The sequence below is a fragment of the Streptomyces sp. PA03-5A genome, assembly GCF_033792725.1.
Classification (GTDB): Bacteria; Actinomycetota; Actinomycetes; order Streptomycetales; family Streptomycetaceae; genus Actinacidiphila.
The window spans coordinates 129,011-148,292 of sequence record NZ_JARAVL010000024.1 but is presented as its reverse complement, the minus strand read 5'-3'; the positions used below and the strand labels follow the sequence as shown (position 1 = coordinate 148,292).

Here is a 19,282-nt window from a genome sequence, read left to right as displayed (position 1 = left end):
GGGGTTAAGGCTCCCAGTAGACGACTGGGTTGATAGGCCGGATGTGGAAGCCCAGTAATGGGTGGAGCTGACCGGTACTAATAAGCCGAGGGCTTGTCCTCAGATGCTCGCGTCCACTGTTTGGTTCCCGGGTTGCGAACGGTCGCACCGGTTGAACCAGTCACTTAACTGAAAAGTGTGCTTGTTCGCCTAACACCCGATGGTGTTTCGGTGGTCATAGCGTTAGGGAAACGCCCGGTTACATTTCGAACCCGGAAGCTAAGCCTTTCAGCGCCGATGGTACTGCAGGGGGGACCCTGTGGGAGAGTAGGACGCCGCCGAACAATCTTTGTGGACCCTCGGTCCTGGCCAAAGCGCTGGGACCGGGGGTCCTTTTGTTTTTTAGCGTGGTGCCCAGTTCGCGAACTGGTACGAGAGACTGGCACTACGGCAGCACAAACGACAGGAGTCACGTCGATGTCCAACTCGCCCGAGGAACGGCCTGATCGGCCTGAGCGGCGCGCTCCGCGCCAGGGCGGCGACCGGGGTGGATACCGCAGCGGCGGCCCCCGGCGCGAAGGCGACCGGGCCGGCGGCGGTTACCGCCGCGACGACCGGCCGCGTGGGCGGTCCGAGGACCGGGGTCGTGATGACCGGCGTGACGACCGCGGTGGGCCCCGTCGCGACGACCGGCCGCGTGATGACCGGCGCGATGACCGCGGTGGGCCCCGTCGCGACGATCGCCCGCGGTACGACCGTCCCCGTGAGGATCGTCCCCGTGACGACCGGCCGCGCTATGACCGTCCCCGTGAGGACAGGCCTCGTGTGGACCGGCCCCGTGACGACCGTGGTGGGCCCCGTCGCGACGACCGCGGTGGCTTCCGTCGTGATGACCGTCCCCGTGAGGACCGGCCTCGTGTGGACCGGCCGCGGGATGACCGTGGTGGGTTCCGTCGTGACGACCGGCCGCGTTATGACCGTCCCCGTGAGGACAGGCCGCGTGACGACCGGCGGGATGACCGTGGTGGGTTCCGTCGTGACGACCGGCCGCGCTACGACCGTCCCCGTGAGGATCGTCCCCGTGACGACCGGCGGGATGACCGTGGTGGGTTCCGTCGCGATGACCGGCCGCGGTACGACCGTCCCCGTGAGGATCGTCCCCGTGACGACCGGCGGGATGACCGTGGTGGGTTCCGTCGCGATGACCGGCCGCGCTACGACCGTCCCCGTGAGGACAGGCCGCGTGACGACCGGCGCGATGACCGTGGTGGGTTCCGTCGTGACGACCGGCCGCGCTATGACCGTCCCCGTGAGGACAGGCCGCGTGACGACCGTCGGGACGACCGGCCCCGTGGGCCGCGCCGGGACGACGACCGTGGCGGCTACCGTCGCGACGACCGTCGGGACGAGCGTCCCCGCGGCCCGCGTCGTGATGACGAGCGCGGCCAGGGCGGCGGCCGGCGGCCGTACGTGCAGGGGCGCGGGCGGTTCGAGAACACCCGGGGCCGTGACGAGCGCCGTGAGGAGCGGGAGCCGGTGAAGCGGCTGCCGATCCCGGACGACGTGACGGGTCAGGAGATCGACCCCAGCGTGCGTCAGGAGCTCATGAGCCTGCCGAAGACGCTCGCCGAGGACGTGGCGCGCAACCTCGTCATGGTGGCCCGGCTGCTGGACGAGGACCCGGACCTGGCCTACGGCTACTCCAGGGTCGCGCTGCGACTCGCGTCCCGTGTCGCCGCCGTCCGTGAGGCGGCCGGCTTCGCCTCGTACGCCACGGAGCGGTACGCCGAGGCACTGGCCGAGTTCCGGGCATGCCGGCGGATGACGGGCACGGTCGACCTGTGGCCGGTCATGGCGGACTGCGAGCGGGGCATGGGCCGCCCGGAGCGCGCGCTGGAGATGGCGGGCGCGCCGGAGGTGCACAAGCTGGACCGCGCGGGTCAGGTGGAGATGCGTCTGGTCGCCGCCGGTGCGCGGCGCGACATGGGCCAGAACGAGGCCGCCGTCGTCACCCTGCAGAGCCCGGAACTGGCGTCCAACGCCGTGCACCCGTGGACGGCGCGACTGCGCTACGCGTACGCCGACGCGCTGCTCGCGGCGGGCCGTGAGGACGAGGCCCGGGAGTGGTTCGCCAAGGCGCTGGAGGCCGACCAGAGCGGCAGCACGGACGCCTCCGACCGGCTGGCGCAGCTGGACGGCGTGGCCTTCGTGGACGCGCTGGACGAGGGTGCCGACGAGGGCGCCGGGGCCGGCGCGCCCGTCGCGGCGGATCGGGACGACGACGGCGACGACATCGACGACGACGCCGCCGAGGACTCCGCGGATGCCGAGGCCTCCGACGACGAGGAGCACGAGGAGCACGGGGAGCGCGAGGTCGGTGACGCCGGGGAGCCGGACGTCGACCTGACCGACGAGGCCGATCCGACGGCGTTCCTCGACGACCCGTTCAAGGAGCCCGCCAAGGGCACCGAGGACTGATCGCCGGAGCAAGGGGAAGGGCGGCATCCGCGTCACGCGGATGCCGCCCTTCGCGTTGTGCGGCTTCAGGCGGGCGTGCCGTCGAGTTCCAGGCTGCGCAGCACCAGGCCGGTCGCCGGCTTCGGGCCGAAGGAGGTCGACTTGCGCGGCATCGTCACACCCTGCTTGGCGAGGTCGTGCACGACGCTCTCGCGCACCGGGTGGATGAGCACGGCCGTGCCGCCGTAATGCTCGGCGCGCTCGACCGCGGCCTGGGTGTCGTGGATGTAGTGGATGTGCTCGGGGGCGTCGGGCACCTCCCAGATCCGGTCCAGGAGCAGGCTGTGCAGCACCGTGGCGTCCAGCTGCCGCCATTCCTCGGGCCGGTCCACGGGGATGGCGCGGTCGAGGGCCTCGGTGTCCGGCCGGTCCAGGAGGTGGAAGCGGCCGTCGCCGGTGAGCAGGAAGGCGTTGCCCTCGGCCGCCGCGGCCTCCAGGGCGGCCAGGGCCTGGGGGAGGGGGCCGGGCAGCTCCTGTACGCGGAAGGCGTGGCGGGCCGCCTCGACGGCCCGTGCGACGGGCAGTTGCGGCAGCACACGGTGGATGGCGCGGACCCGCAGCGGGTAGCGGGCGGTGTCCACCAGCAGCACCAGGCCGTAGTCCCAGGGGCTGGGGGCCTCGTGCTCGGCCTGCAGCAGCAGGTACGTGGCCCAGCGGTGGTGGCCGTCGGCGATGACGGCCTGGTGCCGGGACAGGTCGGCGTCGACCGCGGCGATCGCCCCCGGGTCGGTGATCGCCCACAGCCGGTGGTGGATGCCGTCCTCGGTCGTCGTGGCCAGCAAGGGCGGCTCCGCGACGGTGCGTTCGACGACCTCGGCCGCCTCCCCGTCATCGCCCCGGTACGCCAGCAGCAGCGGTTCGAGGTTGGCGGCCGTGGCACGCATGAGCGCCGCGCGGTCGGCGACCGGGCCGGGCATCACGTCCTCGTGCGGCAGCACGATCCGTTCCTCGGGCGGGGTCAGGCGCAGGGCACCGATGAGGCCGCGCTGCACCTGATGGCCCTCGCGCTGCTCGTACACGTACAGGGCGGGCTTGGGGTCGAGGGCCAGGACGCCCTCCTCCTGCCATTGGAACAGCGCCCATGCGGCCTTGCGGTGCCGGCCGTCCGGGGGCTCGGCGGTGGGCAGGATGAGCCGCACGACATTGTGCGGGTCGGCTGTCTCCAGGTGCCGCTGTTCCTCGGGCCGGACGACGACGTCGTACGGTGGCGAGGTGACCGCGGCCAGGCTGCCGACCCGCTCGGGGACGTAGCGGAGCGCGCGGAACGGCGCCAGCCGCAAGCCCCGTACAGCGGGTCCGGAATTGCTCATCCGGGCATGCTACGCGGGTCATGTCCGCGAAGTGTGCCGAGTGATCGACGACATACGAGGAGCGACCGCCCGATGACCCACAGGACCGGCCCGGCCGGCAGTGAAAGCCCCCTTGACCAGGCGTACGACACCGCCCTGCTCGACCTGGACGGAGTGGTCTATGCGGGTGGTGACGCGATCGTGCACGCCGTGGAGTCGCTCGGTTCGGCCCGGGCCCACGGCATGCGGCTGGCGTACGTCACCAACAACGCGGCCCGCACGCCGCGGACCGTCGCGGAGCACCTGACGCGGCTCGGCGTGCCGGCCGAGGCGGAAGAGGTCATCACCTCCGCCCAGGCGGTGGCCCGGCTGATCGCGGATCAGGTCCCGTCGGGCGCACGGGTGCTGGCGATCGGCGGCGAGGGGCTGGTGGAGGCGCTGCGTGAACGCGGGCTCCAGCCGGTCGCCTCGGCCGACGACGACCCGGCCGCGGTCGTGCAGGGCTACTCGCCCAAGGTCGGCTGGGAGCAGCTCGCGGAGGCGGCGTACGCGGTCAACCGCGGTGCGCCGTGGTTCGCCTCGAACACCGACCTGACCATCCCGACCGCCCGTGGCACGGCACCGGGGAACGGCGCGCTCGTCGAGGTCGTCCGGATCGCGACCGGTGGCGAACCGCAGGTCGCGGGCAAGCCGCTGCCGCCCATGCACCGGGAGACGGTCATCAGGACGGGCGCGCGACGGCCGCTGGTGGTCGGCGACCGGCTCGACACGGACATCGAGGGCGCCCACGCGGGCGGCGTCGACTCGCTGCTGGTGCTCACCGGGGTCACCACTCCCGCACTGCTGCTCGCCGCTCCGCCGCAGCACCGGCCCACCTACGTCGACGCCGATCTGCGCGGCCTGCTCACCCCGCAGCCCGGGGTCACGGACGCCGGTGCGGGTGCGTACCGCTGCGGGGGCTGGACCGCCTCGGCGGGCGACGGGGCGCTGCTGCTGGACGGCGACGGCGAACCCATGGACGGACTGCGGGCGCTGTGCGCGGCGGCCTGGACACGGGCCGGGGACGGCTCCTGCGACCTGGACGCGGAGAAGGCGCTGGACCGGCTGGGGCTCTAGAGGAGCTTGCGCAGCCGCAGCAGGTCGCGGAAGCCCGCCTCCAGCTTGACCCTGCCGCTGCCCCACGCCTTGGCGAAGTGCAGCTTGCCGTCGACGAGCGCGACGAGGTCGTCACCGGCCATGGTCAGCCTTATCTCGGCGCGCTCGGCCGGTGGGCCCTGCACGGTGACCACGTCCTGGATGCGGCCGTCCACCAGACGCCCCACGAAGGTGACGTCGAGATCGGTGATGCGGCAGCTCAGCGAGCGGTCGAGAGCGGCCGCGCTGCGCAGGTCGCCGCCCTCGGTCCCGGCGAGGTTCTCGGACAGCCGCTCGAGCGCGCTGCGGCACTCCTCGATGGTCGCCATGGGCTGTGCTTCTCCCGTTCGGACGTGGCTCGTGCTGGTCTTGATCGACGGTACCGCAGGGGACTGTCGGGGAGACGCGGCGCCATAGACGGTAGCGTCGTGACCGACGAAGTCTGGGGAACTGGTGAAGGCGAGGAGTGAGGGCGTATGCGGGACGCGTTGCGGACCTGTCTGCAGATCGCGGGCGGCCTGACCGAGGCCACCCGGCGACGGGCGGTCGGGGCGGCCAAGGAACTGCTCGACCAGACCGGGATAGACGTCGACGCGGTCCAGCGGAGCATCGGCGAGCGGATCCCGCCCGAGGTGCAGACGCTCGCGGACGAGTTGATGGCGTCGGGACGGGCCAACCGCGACCTGCTCGTGGGTCTCGTCCGCGAGGAGATCGACAAGGCGATGGGCCGGGTCGGGCGGCTCGCGGACGAGGTCACCAAGGTCGGCGTCGTCCTGGAGGCCCTGGAACGCCGCATCCGGAACCTGGAAGACGACGACCGGGAGCCGGCCGGGGCCGACATGACGGACGAGGAGCCGGACCCCGGTCTGTACGTGCCGCCGCAGCCGCCGGTGGAGCATGCGCCGGTCGCCAGGCCCGCGCCCGCGCCTGCGCCTGCGCCCGCGAAGAAGCCCACGGGGACGGGCGCTGCCGCCGCCACCCCGGTGGCGCGCAAGAACGCCGCGCCGGCGCAGCCTCCCGCCACGCCTGCAGCCCCTGTGGTTCCGGAGCCCGACATGGCCGCGGGCACGGCTGCCGTGCCGGTCGCGCGGAAGAACGCGGCCCCCGCGAAGGCTCCTGCCGCGAAGCAGACCGCCCCCGCCAAGAAGGCCGCCGCCGCCAAGAACGCGGCCCCCGCCAAGAAGACCGCGGCGGTGTCCGGCACCGCTGCCACCGCCCCCGCCAAGGAGGCGACGGCGGCGAAGAAGGCCACCCCCGCGAAGAAGACCGCCGCGGTGTCCGGCACCGCTGCCACCGCCCCGGCCAAGAAGACTGCGGCGGCGTCCGGAGCGGCTGCGCCCGCGGAGAAGGCGACGGCGGCGAAGAAGGCCACCCCCGCGAAGAAGACCGCCGCGGTGTCCGGCACCGCTGCCACCGCCCCGGCCAAGAAGACTGCGGCGGCGTCCGGAGCGGCTGCGCCCGCGGAGAAGGCGACGGCGGCGAAGAAGGCCACCCCCGCGAAGAAGACCGCCGCGGTGTCCCGAGCGGCTGCGCCCGCGAAGAAGACGACGGCGGCGAAGAAGGCCACCCCCGCGAAGAAGACCGCCGCGGTGTCCGGCACCGCTGCCACCGCCCCGGCCAAGAAGACCGCCGCGGTGTCCCGAGCGGCTGCGCCCGCGAAGAAGACGACGGCGGCGAAGAAGGCCACCCCTGCCAAGAAGGCGGCGGGCCGCACGCAGGAGGTGAAGGGACGTGACTGAGACCGGGCTGGAGGGCGTGGCACCCGCGCCCGCACCGGAGGCCGCGGTCCCGGCGGAGGCGGTCGTCGACGCGGGGCCGCGGCCGCTGGGCGTCGTGCTGGACGCCACGGGGAATACCGAGGTGGACGCCGTCCTTGTCCGCCTGCGGGATGCCGACCTGCTTCCCACCGAGGACCACGTCGAGGTGTACGAGGATGTACACCGTGGGCTGCGCGACACGCTCACAGGACTCGACGCCGACAACAGGAGCTGAACCTCACGTGGCACGACGCCGACTCGACGCCGAGCTGGTGCGCCGGAACCTGGCCCGCTCGCGGGAGCACGCCGGGCAGCTGATCACGGCCGGCCGGGTGACCGTGGGCGGGACGACCGCGACGAAGGCCGCCACGCAGGTGGAGACCAGCGCCGCGGTCGTCGTCGCCGATGACGCCTCGGACCCGGACTACGTCTCCCGCGGCGGCCACAAGCTGGCCGGGGCGCTGGCGGCGTTCGTGCCCCACGGGTTGCTCGTGGAGGGGCGGCGCGCGCTGGACGCCGGGGCGTCCACGGGCGGCTTCACCGACGTCCTGCTCCGCAACGGCGCGGCGCACGTCGTCGCCGTCGACGTCGGCTACGGACAGCTCGCGTGGTCGCTGCAGAGCGATGAACGCGTCACCGTGAAGGACCGTACCAACGTCCGCGAGTTGACGCTCGAGCAGATCGACAACCAGCCGGTGGACCTTGTCGTCGGCGACCTGTCCTTCATCCCGCTCGGGCTCGTCCTGCCCGCCCTCGTACGCTGCGCCGCGCCCGACGCGGACCTGGTCCTGATGGTCAAGCCGCAGTTCGAGGTGGGCAAGGAGCGACTGGGCAGCGGCGGTGTCGTCCGCAGCCCTCAGCTGCGCGCCGATGCCGTACGACAGGTCGCCGGACAGGCGGCCGCACTGGGACTGGGGGTGCTGGGCGTGACCGCGAGCCCGTTGCCGGGACCGTCGGGGAATGTGGAGTACTTTCTGTGGCTGCGCGCCGGGGCGCCCGAACTGGACCCGGCGGATGTCGAACGCGCTGTGGCGGAGGGGCCCCGTTGAGCGAGACGCACGAGACGCACGAGGTGCACGGGACGTCCGGCCGCACCGTCTTCCTCCTCGCCCACACCGGGCGGCCGGCGGCCATCCGCAGTGCCGAGCGGGTGGTCCAGGGGCTGAAGCGCTGCAACATCGGCGTACGGGTGCTGGCCGAGGAGGCCGAGGACCTGACGCTGCCCGGGGACGGCGGGGTGCAGCGGGTGCAGGAGATCGGACCGGAGACGGTCGCGGACTGCGAGCTGATCATCGTCCTGGGCGGTGACGGCACGCTCCTGCGCGGCGCGGAGTTCGCGCGTGCCTCCGGGGTGCCGATGCTCGGCGTCAACCTGGGCCGGGTCGGCTTCCTCGCGGAGGCCGAGCGCGATGACCTGGACAAGGTCGTCGACCGCGTGGTCACCCGCGACTACGAGGTCGAGGAGCGCATGACGATCGACGTCCTGGTGCGCAACGACGGCCGGGTCGTCCACACCGACTGGGCGCTGAACGAGGCGTCGGTGGAGAAGCAGGCGCGCGAGCGGCTGCTGGAGGTCGTCACGGAGGTGGACGGCCGTCCGGTCTCCCGCTTCGGCGGCGACGGGGTGGTGATGGCGACCCCGACCGGGTCGACCGCGTACGCCTTCTCGGCCGGCGGGCCGGTGGTCTGGCCCGAGGTGGAGGCGCTGCTGATGGTGCCGATCAGCGCGCACGCGCTCTTCGCGAAGCCGCTGGTGACCTCCCCGAAGTCGGTGCTGGCGGTGGAGGTGCAGCCGAAGACTCCGCACGGCGTGCTGTGGTGCGACGGGCGGCGCTCGGTGGACCTTCCGGCCGGGGCCCGCGTGGAGGTCCGGCGGGGCGCGGTGCCGGTGCGGCTGGCGCGGCTCCACCACGCCTCGTTCACGGACCGGCTGGTCGCGAAGTTCGCTCTGCCGGTGGCCGGCTGGCGGGGCGCGCCGCACTGAGATTGCCCTCAGGGGTGAGGCCCGTCGCGCGGCGGCCCGCAAACCTCGTATGGTCGTATCCGTGTTGGAGGAAATGCGGATCCGGTCGCTGGGAGTCATCGAGGACGCCGTGGTCGAGCTGTCGCCCGGCTTCACCGCGGTGACCGGCGAGACCGGCGCGGGCAAGACCATGGTCGTCACCAGTCTCGGGCTGCTGCTGGGCGGCCGTGCCGATCCCGGTCTGGTCCGGATCGGTACGAAATCGGCGTCGGTCGAGGGGCGGATCACGCTGGCGGCGGGCGCGCCCGCCGCCGTGCGGGCCGAGGAGGCGGGCGCCGAGCTGGACGACGGTGCGCTGCTCATCAGCCGTACCGTCTCGGCGGAGGGCCGCTCCAGGGCCTTCGTGGGCGGGCGCACGGTCCCCGTGGGGCTGCTGGGCGAGCTGGCGGACGAGCTGGTCGCCGTGCACGGCCAGACCGACCAGCAGGGCCTGCTGAGGCCGTCCCGCCAGCGCGAGGCCCTGGACCGGTACGCGGGCGACGCCGTCGCCGTGCCGCTGGCCAAGTACGCGGGCGCCTACCGGCGGCTGCGCGAGGTCGCCGGCGAGCTGGACGAGCTGACCACCCGGGCCCGGGAGCGCGCCCAGGAGGCGGACCTGCTGCGCTTCGGCCTGGACGAGGTCGCCGCCGCGGAACCGCTGCCCGGCGAGGACGCCGACCTGGCCGCCGAGGCCGAGCGGCTGGGCCATGCCGAGGCGCTCGCGTCGGCCGCGACCCAGGCGCACGCCGCGCTCGCGGGGAACCCCGAGGACCCCGAGGGCGTCGACGCCGGCATGCTCGTCGCGGGCGCCCAGCGTGCGCTGGAGGCCGTCCGCTCCCACGACCCGGCGCTGGCCGCGCTCTCGGACCGGATCGGCGAGATCGGCATCCTCCTCGGCGACGTCGCCGGTGAGCTCGCCGGGTACGCCGACGACCTGGACGCCGATCCCCGGCGCCTGGCGGTCGTGGAGGAGCGGCGGGCCGTCCTCGCCCACCTCACTCGCAAGTACGGGGAGTCCATCGACGCCGTCCTGGCGTGGGCCGAGCAGGGCGCGGCCCGGCTCGGCGAGCTGGAGGGCGACGACGAGCGGATCGGGGAGCTCACCGGGGAGCGCGACGCGCTGCGCCTCGAGCTCGGCGACCTCGCCCAGGCCCTCACCGACGCCCGGGGGGAGGCGGCGGACCGGTTCGCCGCGGCCGTCACGGCGGAGCTCGCGCAGCTCGCCATGCCGCACGCCCGGGTCGGCGTCGCCCTCCGGCAGACGGAGGACGCGGAGGGCATCGAGGTCGGCGGCCGCCGGGTCGCCTTCGGCGCGACCGGCGCCGACGAGGTCGAGCTGCAGCTCGCACCCCACCCCGGCGCCCCGGCCCGGCCGATCGCCAAGGGTGCTTCCGGCGGTGAGCTGTCCCGGGTGATGCTCGCCGTCGAGGTCGTCTTCGCGGGGTCGGACCCGGTACCGACGTACCTGTTCGACGAGGTCGACGCGGGCGTCGGCGGCAAGGCGGCGGTCGAGGTCGGCCGGCGTCTGGCGCGTCTGGCGCGGACCGCGCAGGTCGTGGTCGTCACGCACCTGCCCCAGGTGGCCGCGTTCGCGGACCGGCAGCTGCTGGTCGAGAAGACGAACGACGGGTCCGTGACGCGGAGCGGGGTGCGCGTCCTGGAGGGTGAGGAGCGGGTACGCGAGCTGTCGCGGATGCTCGCGGGGCTGGAGGACTCGGAGCTCGGGCGGGCGCACGCGGAGGAGTTGCTGGCCGCGGCCCGCGAAGCGCGCTGACGCGCGCCGGACCCGCGTGGGCCGTCGCTCCGGCCGGTGTGCGGATCGCAGGGCGGCTGTGGTCGTGGCCGGGAGGTCGTCTCGCCTTCGCCAGTGGGGGTGCGGTCTTGCCGCGCGGCGGGTGGCCGACCGACGTTCCCCGGGCGCCGTCCGGCGGACCCCCGGGAGGGGTTTCCGCGCACCGCACACGGGGCGGAGGCGGTCGGCAACGCCGCCGGCCGGTCCGTGGCCGGTCCGTCGGGGGCACCGCCGTCCCCCGGCCGTGGGCGTGCACCGGCGCGTGCCACGCCCGAGGGCGGGTACCCCCGCTTGCGGGTGCGGGGTCGGCGTGATGGGGGAGCGGGGGGCACTCGTAAGGGTGGTCCCGCGTACGTGTGGCCGGGTGGGGGTGGGGCATCGCTCCCTGGATGGCCTATCGGCCTGGCATCCTTGAGGGAGCAGACCCCGCCGCCCTCCGCACGATGCCGAGTCAGGAGTCCTACCCCGCGTGAGCAGTTCACCGAGCCCCTTGCACGGGCAGCTGCACGCCGTCCACGTGCTGGGCGAGACGGCGCGGGCCCATGTCGCCTCCGTGGCGGGCGGGTTGGTGGCGCGCGGCGTGCAGGTGACGGTCTGCGGGCCCGCCGAGGCCGAGGAGCGGTACGGGTTCGGGGCGGCGGGAGCGCGGTTCGCGCCGGTCGAGATCACGCGGCGCGCACAACCGAGGGCGGACGCGGCCGTGGTGACGGCGTTGCGGGCGGCCTGCGCCGGGGCGGACGTGGTGCATGCGCACGGGCTGCGGGCCGGGCTGCTCGCCACGATGGCGCTGAGCGGGCGCCGTACGCCGCTGGTGGTGACCTGGCACGGCGCGGTGCTGGCGGAGGGGGCGCGGGGGCGGGTGCTGCGGTTGCTGGAGCGCCGGGTGGCGCGGGCGGCGGCGGTCGTGCTGGGCGCCTCGTCGGACCTGGTGGACCGGGCCCGTGCGGCCGGGGCCCGGGACGCCCGGCTCGGGCCGATCGGGGTGCCGGCGCCGCCGCGGGCCGCGCCGTCCCCGGAGGCGGTGGCGGAGGCGGAGCGGCGCCGGTACAAGACCCGGGACGAATTCGCCGTGGGGGAGCGTCCGTTGCTGCTCGCGGTGGGCCGTCTGGAGGCGCGCAAGGGGTATCACCTACTGCTGGACGCGGCCCACGGCTGGGCGGGGCTCGACCCGGCGCCGTTGCTGGTCGTCGCGGGCGAGGGCTCGCTGCGTACGGAGCTCCAGGAGCGGATCGACAGCGAGGAGCTGCCGGTGCGGCTGCTCGGCCGCCGCGACGACGTGCCCGAACTCCTCGCCGCCGCCGACGTGGTGGTGCTGCCGTCGCGCTGGGAGGCGCGGTCCCTTCTCGCGCAGGAGGCGCTGCACGCCGGGGCGCCGCTGGTGGCGACCTCCGTCGGTGGTACGCCCGAACTCGTCGGCGAGGCAGCGGTGTTGGTGCCCTACGGCAATCCGAAGACGCTCGCGGACACCGTCACGCGTCTGCTGGGGGACCCGGCACGGCGTGCGGGGCTCGCCGCGGCCGGTCCCGTGCAGGCCGCCACTTGGCCGACCGAGGATGACACGGTCGCCCAAGTGCTCAGCATCTACGACGAGTTGACCTCGTCCTGAGGGCCGCTTCGCGGGCGGCGGCGGTGCGTCAGCCGCCGTACGCGCCGCTCGCGGTGAGCCGCAGCGCCGTGTCGATCAGCGGCACGTGGCTGAAGGCCTGCGGGAAGTTGCCGACCTGCCGCTGCAGCCGCGGGTCCCACTCCTCGGCCAGCAGGCCGAGGTCGTTGCGGAGCGCCAGCAGCTTCTCGAAGAGCCTGCGGGCCTCGTCGACCCGGCCGATCATGGCGAGGTCGTCGGCGAGCCAGAAGGAGCACGCGAGGAAGGCGCCCTCGTCGCCGGGGAGGCCGTCCAGGTTCTCGCCGCCGGGCGGGGCGTCGGTCGGGTAGCGCAGCACGAAGCCGTCCTCGGTGGACAGTTCCCGCTGGATCGCCTCGATGGTGCCGATGACGCGCTTGTCGTCCGGCGGCAGGAAGCCGACCTGCGGGATGAGCAGCAGCGAGGCGTCCAGCTCGCGCGAGCCGTAGGACTGCGTGAAGGTGTTGCGTTCCTTGTCGTAGCCCTTCTCGCACACGTCGCGGTGGATCTCGTCGCGCAGGTCGCGCCAGCGCTCCAGCGGGCCGTCGACCTCGCCGGACTCGATGAGCTTGACGGTGCGGTCGACGGCGACCCAGGCCATGACCTTGGAGTGGACGAAGTGCCGGCGCGGGCCGCGGACCTCCCAGATGCCCTCGTCCGGCTCGTCCCAGTGGTCCTCCAGGTACTGGATGAGCCGGATCTGCAGCAGCGAGGCGTAGTCGTTGCGGGCCAGGCCGGTCATGTGCGCCAGGTGCAGGGCCTCGGTGACCTCGCCGTAGACGTCGAGCTGCAGTTGGTGGGCCGCGCCGTTGCCGACCCGGACCGGGATCGAGCCCTCGTAGCCGGGCAGCCAGTCCAGCTCGGTCTCGCCGAGCTCGCGCTCACCGGCGATGCCGTACATGATCTGCAGGTTCTCCGGGTCGCCGGCGACCGCGCGCAGCAGCCACTCGCGCCAGGCGCGGGCCTCGTCGCGGTAGCCGGTGCGCAGCAGGGAGGACAGGGTGATCGCCGCGTCGCGCAGCCAGGTGAAGCGGTAGTCCCAGTTGCGGACGCCGCCGATGTCCTCGGGCAGGGAGGTGGTGGGGGCGGCGACGATGCCGCCGGTCGGCCCGTACGTCAGGGCCTTGAGGGTGATCAGGGAGCGGACCACGGCGTCCCGGTAGGGGCCGTGGTAGGTGCACTGGGCGACCCACTCCCGCCAGAAGTCCTCGGTGGCCTCCAGCGACGCCTCGGGCTCGGCGAGCGGGGGCGGCTCCTTGTGCGAGGGCTGCCAGCTGATGGTGAAGGCGATGCGGTCGCCGGGCGAGACCGTGAAGTCCGCGTAGGTGGTGAGGTCCTTGCCGTACGTCTCGACATCGGTGTCGTGCCAGACGGAGTCCGGGCCGGCGACGGCGACGGTGCGCTCGCCCACCTTGTGCACCCACGGCACGACCCAGCCGTAGCTGAAGCGCATGCGCAGCGCGGACCGCATCGGCACCCGGCCGCTGACGCCCTCGACGATCCGGATCAGCTGGGGGGCGCCGTCACGCGGCGGCATGAAGTCGATCACACGGACCGTGCCGCGGGGGGTGTCCCACTCGGACTCCAGCACCAGGGAGTCGCCCCGGTAGCGGCGCCGGGTGGCGGCCGGGGACGGGGTGCCGTTCGCGTGGGCGGGGCCGAGCCGCCAGTAGCCGTGCTCCTCGGTGCCGAGGAGGCCCGCGAAGATCGCGGGGGAGTCGAAGCGGGGCAGGCACAGCCAGTCGACCGTGCCGTCCCGGCACACCAGGGCGGCGGTCTGCATATCGCCGATGAGTGCGTAATCCTCGATACGCCCGGCCACGTAGGTCTCCCAGTCGAACGACGGCGGCGCCCCTTGGGACTGGGGCGGTGATTGCGGTCTGTGGATCTGTCGACGAGCTCTTTCCCGGGAGCGGGCGGGGTAGTGCCGTGCCGGTTCACTCGCATCGAATCGATGTGTCCGAGCAGGATACGACGACAACGCGGGCTGTGCGGAAGCGACGACCGCCCCCGCTGGGCCGGTCGGGTGCATTTTGTCGTACCAAACTCCCGGTGACCGCGTTTTTCGTCAGAGAGCCGCCCGCACCGTCTGGTGCGCGTCACTGATACCCTGGTAGCCCGTGGGCCGGTGGCCTGAACCACTGAACCGCCGCGACGACACCCCTCTTCATCACCATGGTGCCGTCCCGACCACCACCTCGCGACCACGGGAGCCCCCTGTTGGCACTGCCGCCCAAATCCACGACGACCAAGCACCTCTTCGTCACTGGGGGTGTCGCCTCCTCGCTCGGCAAGGGACTGACCGCCTCCAGCCTCGGCGCACTGCTCAAGGCCCGGGGTCTGCGCGTCACCATGCAGAAGCTCGACCCGTACCTCAACGTGGACCCGGGCACGATGAACCCGTTCCAGCACGGTGAGGTGTTCGTCACGGACGATGGCGCCGAGACCGACCTGGACATCGGCCACTACGAGCGCTTCCTGGACGTGAACCTCGCCGGCTCGGCCAACGTCACCACCGGCCAGGTGTACTCCTCGGTGATCGCCAAGGAGCGGCGCGGCGAGTACCTGGGCGACACCGTGCAGGTCATCCCGCACATCACCAACGAGATCAAGTCCCGCATCCGGCGCATGGCGACCGAGGACGTGGACGTGGTGATCACGGAGGTCGGCGGCACCGTCGGCGACATCGAGTCGCTGCCCTTCCTGGAGTCCGTGCGGCAGGTCCGGCACGAGGTCGGCCGGGACAACGTCTTCGTGATGCACATCTCACTGCTCCCGTACATCGGCCCCTCCGGCGAGCTGAAGACCAAGCCGACCCAGCACTCCGTGGCCGCGCTGCGCAGCATCGGCATCCAGCCCGACGCGATCGTGCTGCGCGCCGACCGCGACGTGCCGACCTCCATCAAGCGCAAGATCTCGCTGATGTGCGACGTCGACGAGGAGGCCGTGGTCGCGGCGATCGACGCCCCGTCGATCTACGACATCCCCAAGGTGCTGCACACCGAGGGCCTGGACGCGTACGTGGTCCGCAAGCTGAACCTGCCGTTCCGCGACGTCGACTGGACGCAGTGGGACGACCTGCTGGGGCGGGTCCACCAGCCCGAGCACGAGGTGAAGGTCGCCCTCGTCGGCAAGTACATCGACCTGCCGGACGCCTACCTGTCGGTGACCGAGGCGCTGCGCGCCGGCGGCTTCGCCAACAACGCCAAGGTCAACATCAAGTGGGTGACCTCGGACGACTGCAAGACCGCGGCCGGCGCGGCCCGTCAGCTCGGCGACGTGGACGCGATCTGCGTGCCCGGCGGCTTCGGCGACCGCGGTGTGGAGGGCAAGGTCTCGGCGATCACCTTCGCCCGCGAGAACCGCATCCCGCTGCTGGGTCTGTGCCTGGGCCTGCAGTGCGTGGTCATCGAGGCGGCCCGCAGCCTGGCCGGCATTCCGGACGCCAACTCCACCGAGTTCGACGCCGCGACCGCGCACCCGGTGATCTCCACCATGGCCGAGCAGCTCGACATCGTCGCCGGCCAGGGCGACCTCGGCGGAACCATGCGGCTGGGCCTGTACCCGGCGAAGCTCGCCGAGGGTTCCATCGTCCGCGAGGTCTACGGCGGCGAGCCCTACGTCGAGGAGCGGCACCGCCACCGCTACGAGGTGAACAACGCCTACCGCGGCGAGCTGGAGAAGAAGGCCGGCCTGGTGTTCTCCGGCACCTCCCCGGACAACACGCTGGTCGAGTACGTCGAGTACCCCCGCGACGTGCACCCGTACCTGGTGGCCACCCAGGCGCACCCCGAACTCAAGTCCCGCCCGACCCGTCCGCACCCCCTGTTCGCGGGTCTGGTCGCGGCCGCCGTCGAGCGCCTCAAGGGTTGATCGGTACGGTTGCCGGGGCGGGCCGGCGAACGGCCCGCCCCGGTACCGCGTACGGAGGGCACCATGCTGAAGGACACTCCCGAGGAGTGGCGGGTCACCGCCACCGCCACCCCCTTCACCGGGAAGAAGACCAGCGTCCGCACCGATGACGTCGTCATGCCCGACGGCGGCGTCGCCCGGCGCGACTACCAGGTCCACCCCGGCTCGGTGGCCGTGCTCGCCCTCGACGACCGGGACCGGGTGCTGGTCCTCAAGCAGTACCGCCACCCCGTGCGGATGAAGCTGTGGGAGATCCCCGCCGGACTGCTCGACGTCCCCGGCGAGAACCCGCTGCACGCCGCCCAGCGCGAGCTGTACGAGGAGGCCCACGTCAAGGCCGAGGACTGGCGGGTGCTCACGGACGTGTACACCACGCCCGGCGGCTGCGACGAGGCCGTGCGGATCTTCCTGGCGCGGGGCCTGTCCGAGGTGGAGGGCGAGCGCTTCGAGGTGTCGGAGGAAGAGGCCGACATGGAGTTCGCCCGGGTCCCGGTGGACGAGCTGGTCCGCGGCGTCCTCGCCGGGGAACTGCACAACAACTGCCTCGTGGTGGGCGTGCTCGCGCTGCAGGCCGCCCGGGCGGGGGACGGCCTGCAGGCGCTGCGTCCCGCCGAGGCCGAGTGGCCCGCGCGACCGTTCTCCGTGTGACCCGTTCGGTCTGACCATCCGATCGTCCGAGAGGGTGATCATTGACCGGATCCGCCGCGTCGCGCAGGGGGGTTGGACCCATACCGTGAACTAGGCTCTTGCCGTTCGTAGGAGAACGGGAGTGGGCCCGTGGCGGATCACGTGCTGGACGCCGACGCATCGGCGGCGGCCTCTGACGACGGCCCGTGGGGGCCGGCGTCGCAGACCCCGGCACACGGCACGCTGCCCCCCGGCCTGCCGGGGTTCGTCGGGCGCCGCCGCGAGCTCGAGGAACTGCGTGCCGACATCGACCGGCCGGGCCTGGCGGCCCTGCGCGGCCAGACGCCCGACGGTAGCCGCGTGCTCCTCGTGGCCGGCCGGCCGGGCTCGGGACGGACGGCGCTGGCCGTGCGCCTCGCCCACGAGGTCGCCGACCGCTACCCCGGCGGCCAGTTCTACGTACGGCTCAGTGAGAACGACGGCCGTCCGGTGCCGCCCGAGCAGTCCGCCCGCTCGCTGCTGCGCGCGATGGACGTCGAGGTCGAACCGGCCGCGGAGCGCGAGGAACTGCAGGCCGCGCTGCGCACCGCCCTGAACGGGCGCAAGGCCGTCCTCGTCCTGGACGACGTCGTGGACTCCCGCCAGCTGCTGGACCTGATGCCCAAGGGCTCGGGGAACCTGCTGGTCGCCACGGCCGAGGGGCCGCTGCCCGGCGTCCACGACGTACGCCCGTGCACCCTGGGCGGGCTCGACCCGGTGGCGTGCGTCGACCTGCTGGCCGAGGCCGTTGGCCGGGTGCGGATCACCAACGACCCCCGGGCCGCGGAGGCTCTCGCCCAGGAGTGCGGCGGCCATCCCGCGGCGCTGCGCCTGGTCGCCGCATGGCTCGCCGCCCAGCCCCGCACCTCCGTCGCCGAGGCCACCCGCAGGCTGCACGCCGAGGCCGCCGAGCCGGCCGCCGCCGCCGGACCGGCGGCTCCTGTGGCCGCCGAGGGCGGCACGGCCACCCGGGGCGACGGCACGCTCCGCGCCGACGTCGGGTACCGCACGGGCAGCAACCCGCTGCCGGAGGCGCTGCGCGGCCTGGCCGCGGACGGGCAGGCGCGGGTGCTGCGCCGGGCGGGCACGTCCGCCGACCCGACCGCGCGGAAGCCCGGCGGCGCTCGGGACGCCGACGGTTCCGGGGGAGCGGAGGAGAAGGGGAACGCCGCCCCGCCGCCCACCCCGCGCGCCACTCCCGCGCCGGAGCTGCTGCGCGCCTTCCGCTTCGTCTACGGAGCGCTGTCGCCCGCCGTGGCCCGCATGCTGCGCCTGCTCGCGCTCGCCCCCTCGGGCCTGACCGACGCGCAGACCGCCTCCGCCCTGGGCGGCTGCTCGGTCGAGGCCGCGCAGGCCACGCTCGCGGACCTGGCCGGCTGCGGGCTGCTGCACCCCGAGCCGGCGGCCGGCGACCTGCCGGCGCAGTACCGCGTGCCGGGCTGGCTCACCCCGCCGCTGCGGGCACTGCTGGAGAGCACGGAGAAGCCGTCCGAGGTGCTGCTCGCCCGCGCCCGGATGCTGGAGCGCACGGTACGGCTGCTGCACGCGTGCCGGATGTGCCTGGAGGGCGAGTCGGAACCGGACGGGCTGCCCAAGTCGCTGCGCTTCGCCGGCCGTCCGGTCGCGGCCGGGTGGCTGCGGCTGCGGCTGCCGGTCCTGCTGGCCTCCGCACGACTGGCGGTCGCGGACGGCGAACTGGACACCCTGGCCCGCCGTCTCATGGCCGCGCTCGTCCGGGCCCTCGCCGCGGACCCCGACGGCGGCGCGACCGCGCCGGAGCGCTACCGGCTCCACCACCTGGTGCTGGACGTGGCCGAGCGGCGCGGACTGCACCGCGAGAAGGCGGCGGCCCTGCTGAACATCGGCGACCTGGACGTGGAGGCGGCCCGCCCGCTCGACGCCCTCGACCGCTACCGGGCCGCGCTGGTGGCCTCCCGGGAGGCCTACGACGGTGACGCCGAGGGCCGCGCGCTGGAGGCCATCGCCGGGACCTATTTGGAGCTGGACGACCCACAGCGCGCCTCCGACTGGTACGGCAGGGCGCTGGCCCTGCGGCAGGCCCGGGGCGAGGTGGTCCACCAGGCGCGGCTGCACTCCAGGCTCGGCGCCCTGTTCACCTACGCCGCCCACTACGGCAACGCGCTGCGCGAGTGGCGTGCCGCGGCGGCCGCCCACCGCCGGCTGAAGGACCTGCCCGCGCAGGCCCGTGCCCTCAGCGAGGTGGCCCGGGTCCAGGAGTACGCGGGCCACCCCGAGGACGCCCTGCGGACCTGCCGTGACGCCCTGTACTGGGCCCGGCAGGCGGGGGAGCGGCGGCTGGAGGGCGCCGTGCTGCTGCGCATGGCCGACACCCTGGAGCGGCTCGGGGACCCGGCGGGCGCCCGGCTCCAGCGGGCCGCGGCGCGCCGGCTGCTGCCCGCCGAGGAGATTCCGCAGCCCGAGGAGGACTGAGCGCCTCTGTTTCCGGGCCCAAGGGCCCACCGGGGGCCCTCAGATCACGCCGTCCGCGAGCTGTACCTACGAAACTGCCAATGCCTTCGCTGAAAGTAGTCACTTTGTAAGGCTGGACAGCGACTCTTCCTTCACTACACTTGGTCACACCGCAGAACATCG

At 73.6% G+C, this 19,282-nt stretch carries 15 protein-coding genes and 2 rRNA genes; 14 read left to right on the top strand and 3 right to left on the bottom strand.

Going from position 1 to position 19,282, the window contains the following annotated elements:
* From PV410_RS28320 to PV410_RS28305, 4 genes are all read left to right on the top strand, one after another.
* Window positions 1-101, top strand: a 23S ribosomal RNA gene (locus PV410_RS28320); the annotation flags it as partial.
* A 105-nt stretch (window positions 102-206) separates the two neighbouring features.
* A 5S ribosomal RNA gene (gene rrf, locus PV410_RS28315) occupies window positions 207-323 on the top strand.
* A 305-nt stretch (window positions 324-628) separates the two neighbouring features.
* Window positions 629-1,519, top strand: coding sequence for a hypothetical protein (locus tag PV410_RS28310; protein WP_500328590.1), 891 nt, complete (start codon window positions 629-631; stop codon window positions 1,517-1,519).
* A gap of 50 nt (window positions 1,520-1,569) precedes the next feature.
* Window positions 1,570-2,457 carry a hypothetical protein gene (locus tag PV410_RS28305; protein WP_500328602.1) on the top strand — a complete coding sequence of 296 codons (888 nt, stop codon included), beginning with the start codon at window positions 1,570-1,572 and terminating at the stop codon, window positions 2,455-2,457.
* Between the two features lie 65 nt (window positions 2,458-2,522).
* On the opposite strand, the gene PV410_RS28300 is transcribed toward PV410_RS28305, so the two are convergent.
* Complete coding sequence (locus PV410_RS28300) at window positions 2,523-3,806, bottom strand: DUF1015 family protein (protein ID WP_500328588.1); 1,284 nt, start codon at window positions 3,804-3,806, stop codon at window positions 2,523-2,525.
* A gap of 72 nt (window positions 3,807-3,878) precedes the next feature.
* On the opposite strand from PV410_RS28300, the gene PV410_RS28295 reads away from it, so the two are divergent.
* Complete coding sequence (locus PV410_RS28295; protein ID WP_500328586.1) at window positions 3,879-4,901, top strand: HAD-IIA family hydrolase; 1,023 nt, start codon at window positions 3,879-3,881, stop codon at window positions 4,899-4,901.
* Here PV410_RS28295 and PV410_RS28290 read toward each other — a convergent pair.
* Complete coding sequence (locus PV410_RS28290; RefSeq protein WP_500328584.1) at window positions 4,898-5,248, bottom strand: sterol-binding protein; 351 nt, start codon at window positions 5,246-5,248, stop codon at window positions 4,898-4,900. The genes PV410_RS28295 and PV410_RS28290 overlap by 4 nt on opposite strands.
* A 147-nt stretch (window positions 5,249-5,395) precedes the next feature.
* Between PV410_RS28290 and PV410_RS28285 the strand changes: the two genes are divergently transcribed.
* The 6 genes from PV410_RS28285 (at window position 5,396) to PV410_RS28260 (ending at window position 12,076) form a co-directional block, all read left to right on the top strand.
* Window positions 5,396-6,658, top strand: coding sequence for a hypothetical protein (locus tag PV410_RS28285; RefSeq protein WP_500328582.1), 1,263 nt, complete (start codon window positions 5,396-5,398; stop codon window positions 6,656-6,658).
* Complete coding sequence (locus PV410_RS28280) at window positions 6,651-6,911, top strand: hypothetical protein (protein WP_500328580.1); 261 nt, start codon at window positions 6,651-6,653, stop codon at window positions 6,909-6,911. The genes PV410_RS28285 and PV410_RS28280 overlap by 8 nt, the downstream gene beginning before the upstream one ends.
* 7 nt (window positions 6,912-6,918) lie before the next feature.
* Window positions 6,919-7,725 (top strand): TlyA family RNA methyltransferase, encoded by an 807-nt coding sequence (locus PV410_RS28275; RefSeq protein ID WP_500328578.1) that lies wholly within the window; start codon window positions 6,919-6,921, stop codon window positions 7,723-7,725.
* On the top strand, window positions 7,722-8,660 hold the full coding sequence (locus PV410_RS28270) for an NAD kinase (RefSeq protein ID WP_500328576.1): 939 nt from the start codon (window positions 7,722-7,724) through the stop codon (window positions 8,658-8,660). Before PV410_RS28275 ends, PV410_RS28270 begins: the two co-directional genes overlap by 4 nt.
* Before the next feature lie 49 nt (window positions 8,661-8,709).
* A complete protein-coding gene (gene recN, locus PV410_RS28265; RefSeq protein WP_500328574.1) occupies window positions 8,710-10,452 on the top strand; it encodes a DNA repair protein RecN in 1,743 nt (580 codons plus the stop codon).
* A gap of 487 nt (window positions 10,453-10,939) precedes the next feature.
* Window positions 10,940-12,076 carry a glycosyltransferase family 4 protein gene (locus PV410_RS28260; RefSeq protein ID WP_500328572.1) on the top strand — a complete coding sequence of 379 codons (1,137 nt, stop codon included), beginning with the start codon at window positions 10,940-10,942 and terminating at the stop codon, window positions 12,074-12,076.
* Between the two features lie 28 nt (window positions 12,077-12,104).
* Here the strand turns inward: PV410_RS28260 and PV410_RS28255 are convergent, their stop codons facing one another.
* Window positions 12,105-13,913 (bottom strand): glycoside hydrolase family 15 protein, encoded by a 1,809-nt coding sequence (locus PV410_RS28255; protein ID WP_500328570.1) that lies wholly within the window; start codon window positions 13,911-13,913, stop codon window positions 12,105-12,107.
* A gap of 404 nt (window positions 13,914-14,317) precedes the next feature.
* On the opposite strand from PV410_RS28255, the gene pyrG reads away from it, so the two are divergent.
* The 3 genes from pyrG (at window position 14,318) to PV410_RS28240 (ending at window position 19,120) form a co-directional block, all read left to right on the top strand.
* The gene (gene pyrG / locus PV410_RS28250; RefSeq protein WP_500328600.1) at window positions 14,318-15,964 is read left to right on the top strand and encodes a CTP synthase; all 1,647 of its coding nucleotides are present in this window, start codon (window positions 14,318-14,320) and stop codon (window positions 15,962-15,964) included.
* Window positions 15,965-16,027: 63 nt separating this feature from the next.
* Entirely contained in the window at window positions 16,028-16,651 is a 624-nt protein-coding gene (locus tag PV410_RS28245) for an NUDIX domain-containing protein (RefSeq protein WP_500328568.1), read from the top strand.
* A gap of 129 nt (window positions 16,652-16,780) precedes the next feature.
* Window positions 16,781-19,120 (top strand): tetratricopeptide repeat protein, encoded by a 2,340-nt coding sequence (locus PV410_RS28240; RefSeq protein ID WP_500328566.1) that lies wholly within the window; start codon window positions 16,781-16,783, stop codon window positions 19,118-19,120.
* The last annotated feature ends 162 nt before the right edge of the window (window positions 19,121-19,282 follow it).

What these genes read in the sequence shown, in the direction of transcription:
- PV410_RS28310 (WP_500328590.1), top strand. Translation starts at nt 629, where the DNA reads ATGACCGGCGTGACGACCGCGGTGGGCCCCGTCGCGACGACCGGCCGC.
- PV410_RS28300 (WP_500328588.1), bottom strand. Translation starts at nt 3,806, where the DNA reads ATGAGCAATTCCGGACCCGCTGTACGGGGCTTGCGGCTGGCGCCGTTC.
- PV410_RS28295 (WP_500328586.1), top strand. Translation starts at nt 3,879, where the DNA reads ATGACCCACAGGACCGGCCCGGCCGGCAGTGAAAGCCCCCTTGACCAG.
- PV410_RS28290 (WP_500328584.1), bottom strand. Translation starts at nt 5,248, where the DNA reads ATGGCGACCATCGAGGAGTGCCGCAGCGCGCTCGAGCGGCTGTCCGAG.
- PV410_RS28285 (WP_500328582.1), top strand. Translation starts at nt 5,396, where the DNA reads ATGCGGGACGCGTTGCGGACCTGTCTGCAGATCGCGGGCGGCCTGACC.
- recN (WP_500328574.1), top strand. Translation starts at nt 8,710, where the DNA reads ATGGTCGTATCCGTGTTGGAGGAAATGCGGATCCGGTCGCTGGGAGTC.
- PV410_RS28245 (WP_500328568.1), top strand. Translation starts at nt 16,028, where the DNA reads ATGCTGAAGGACACTCCCGAGGAGTGGCGGGTCACCGCCACCGCCACC.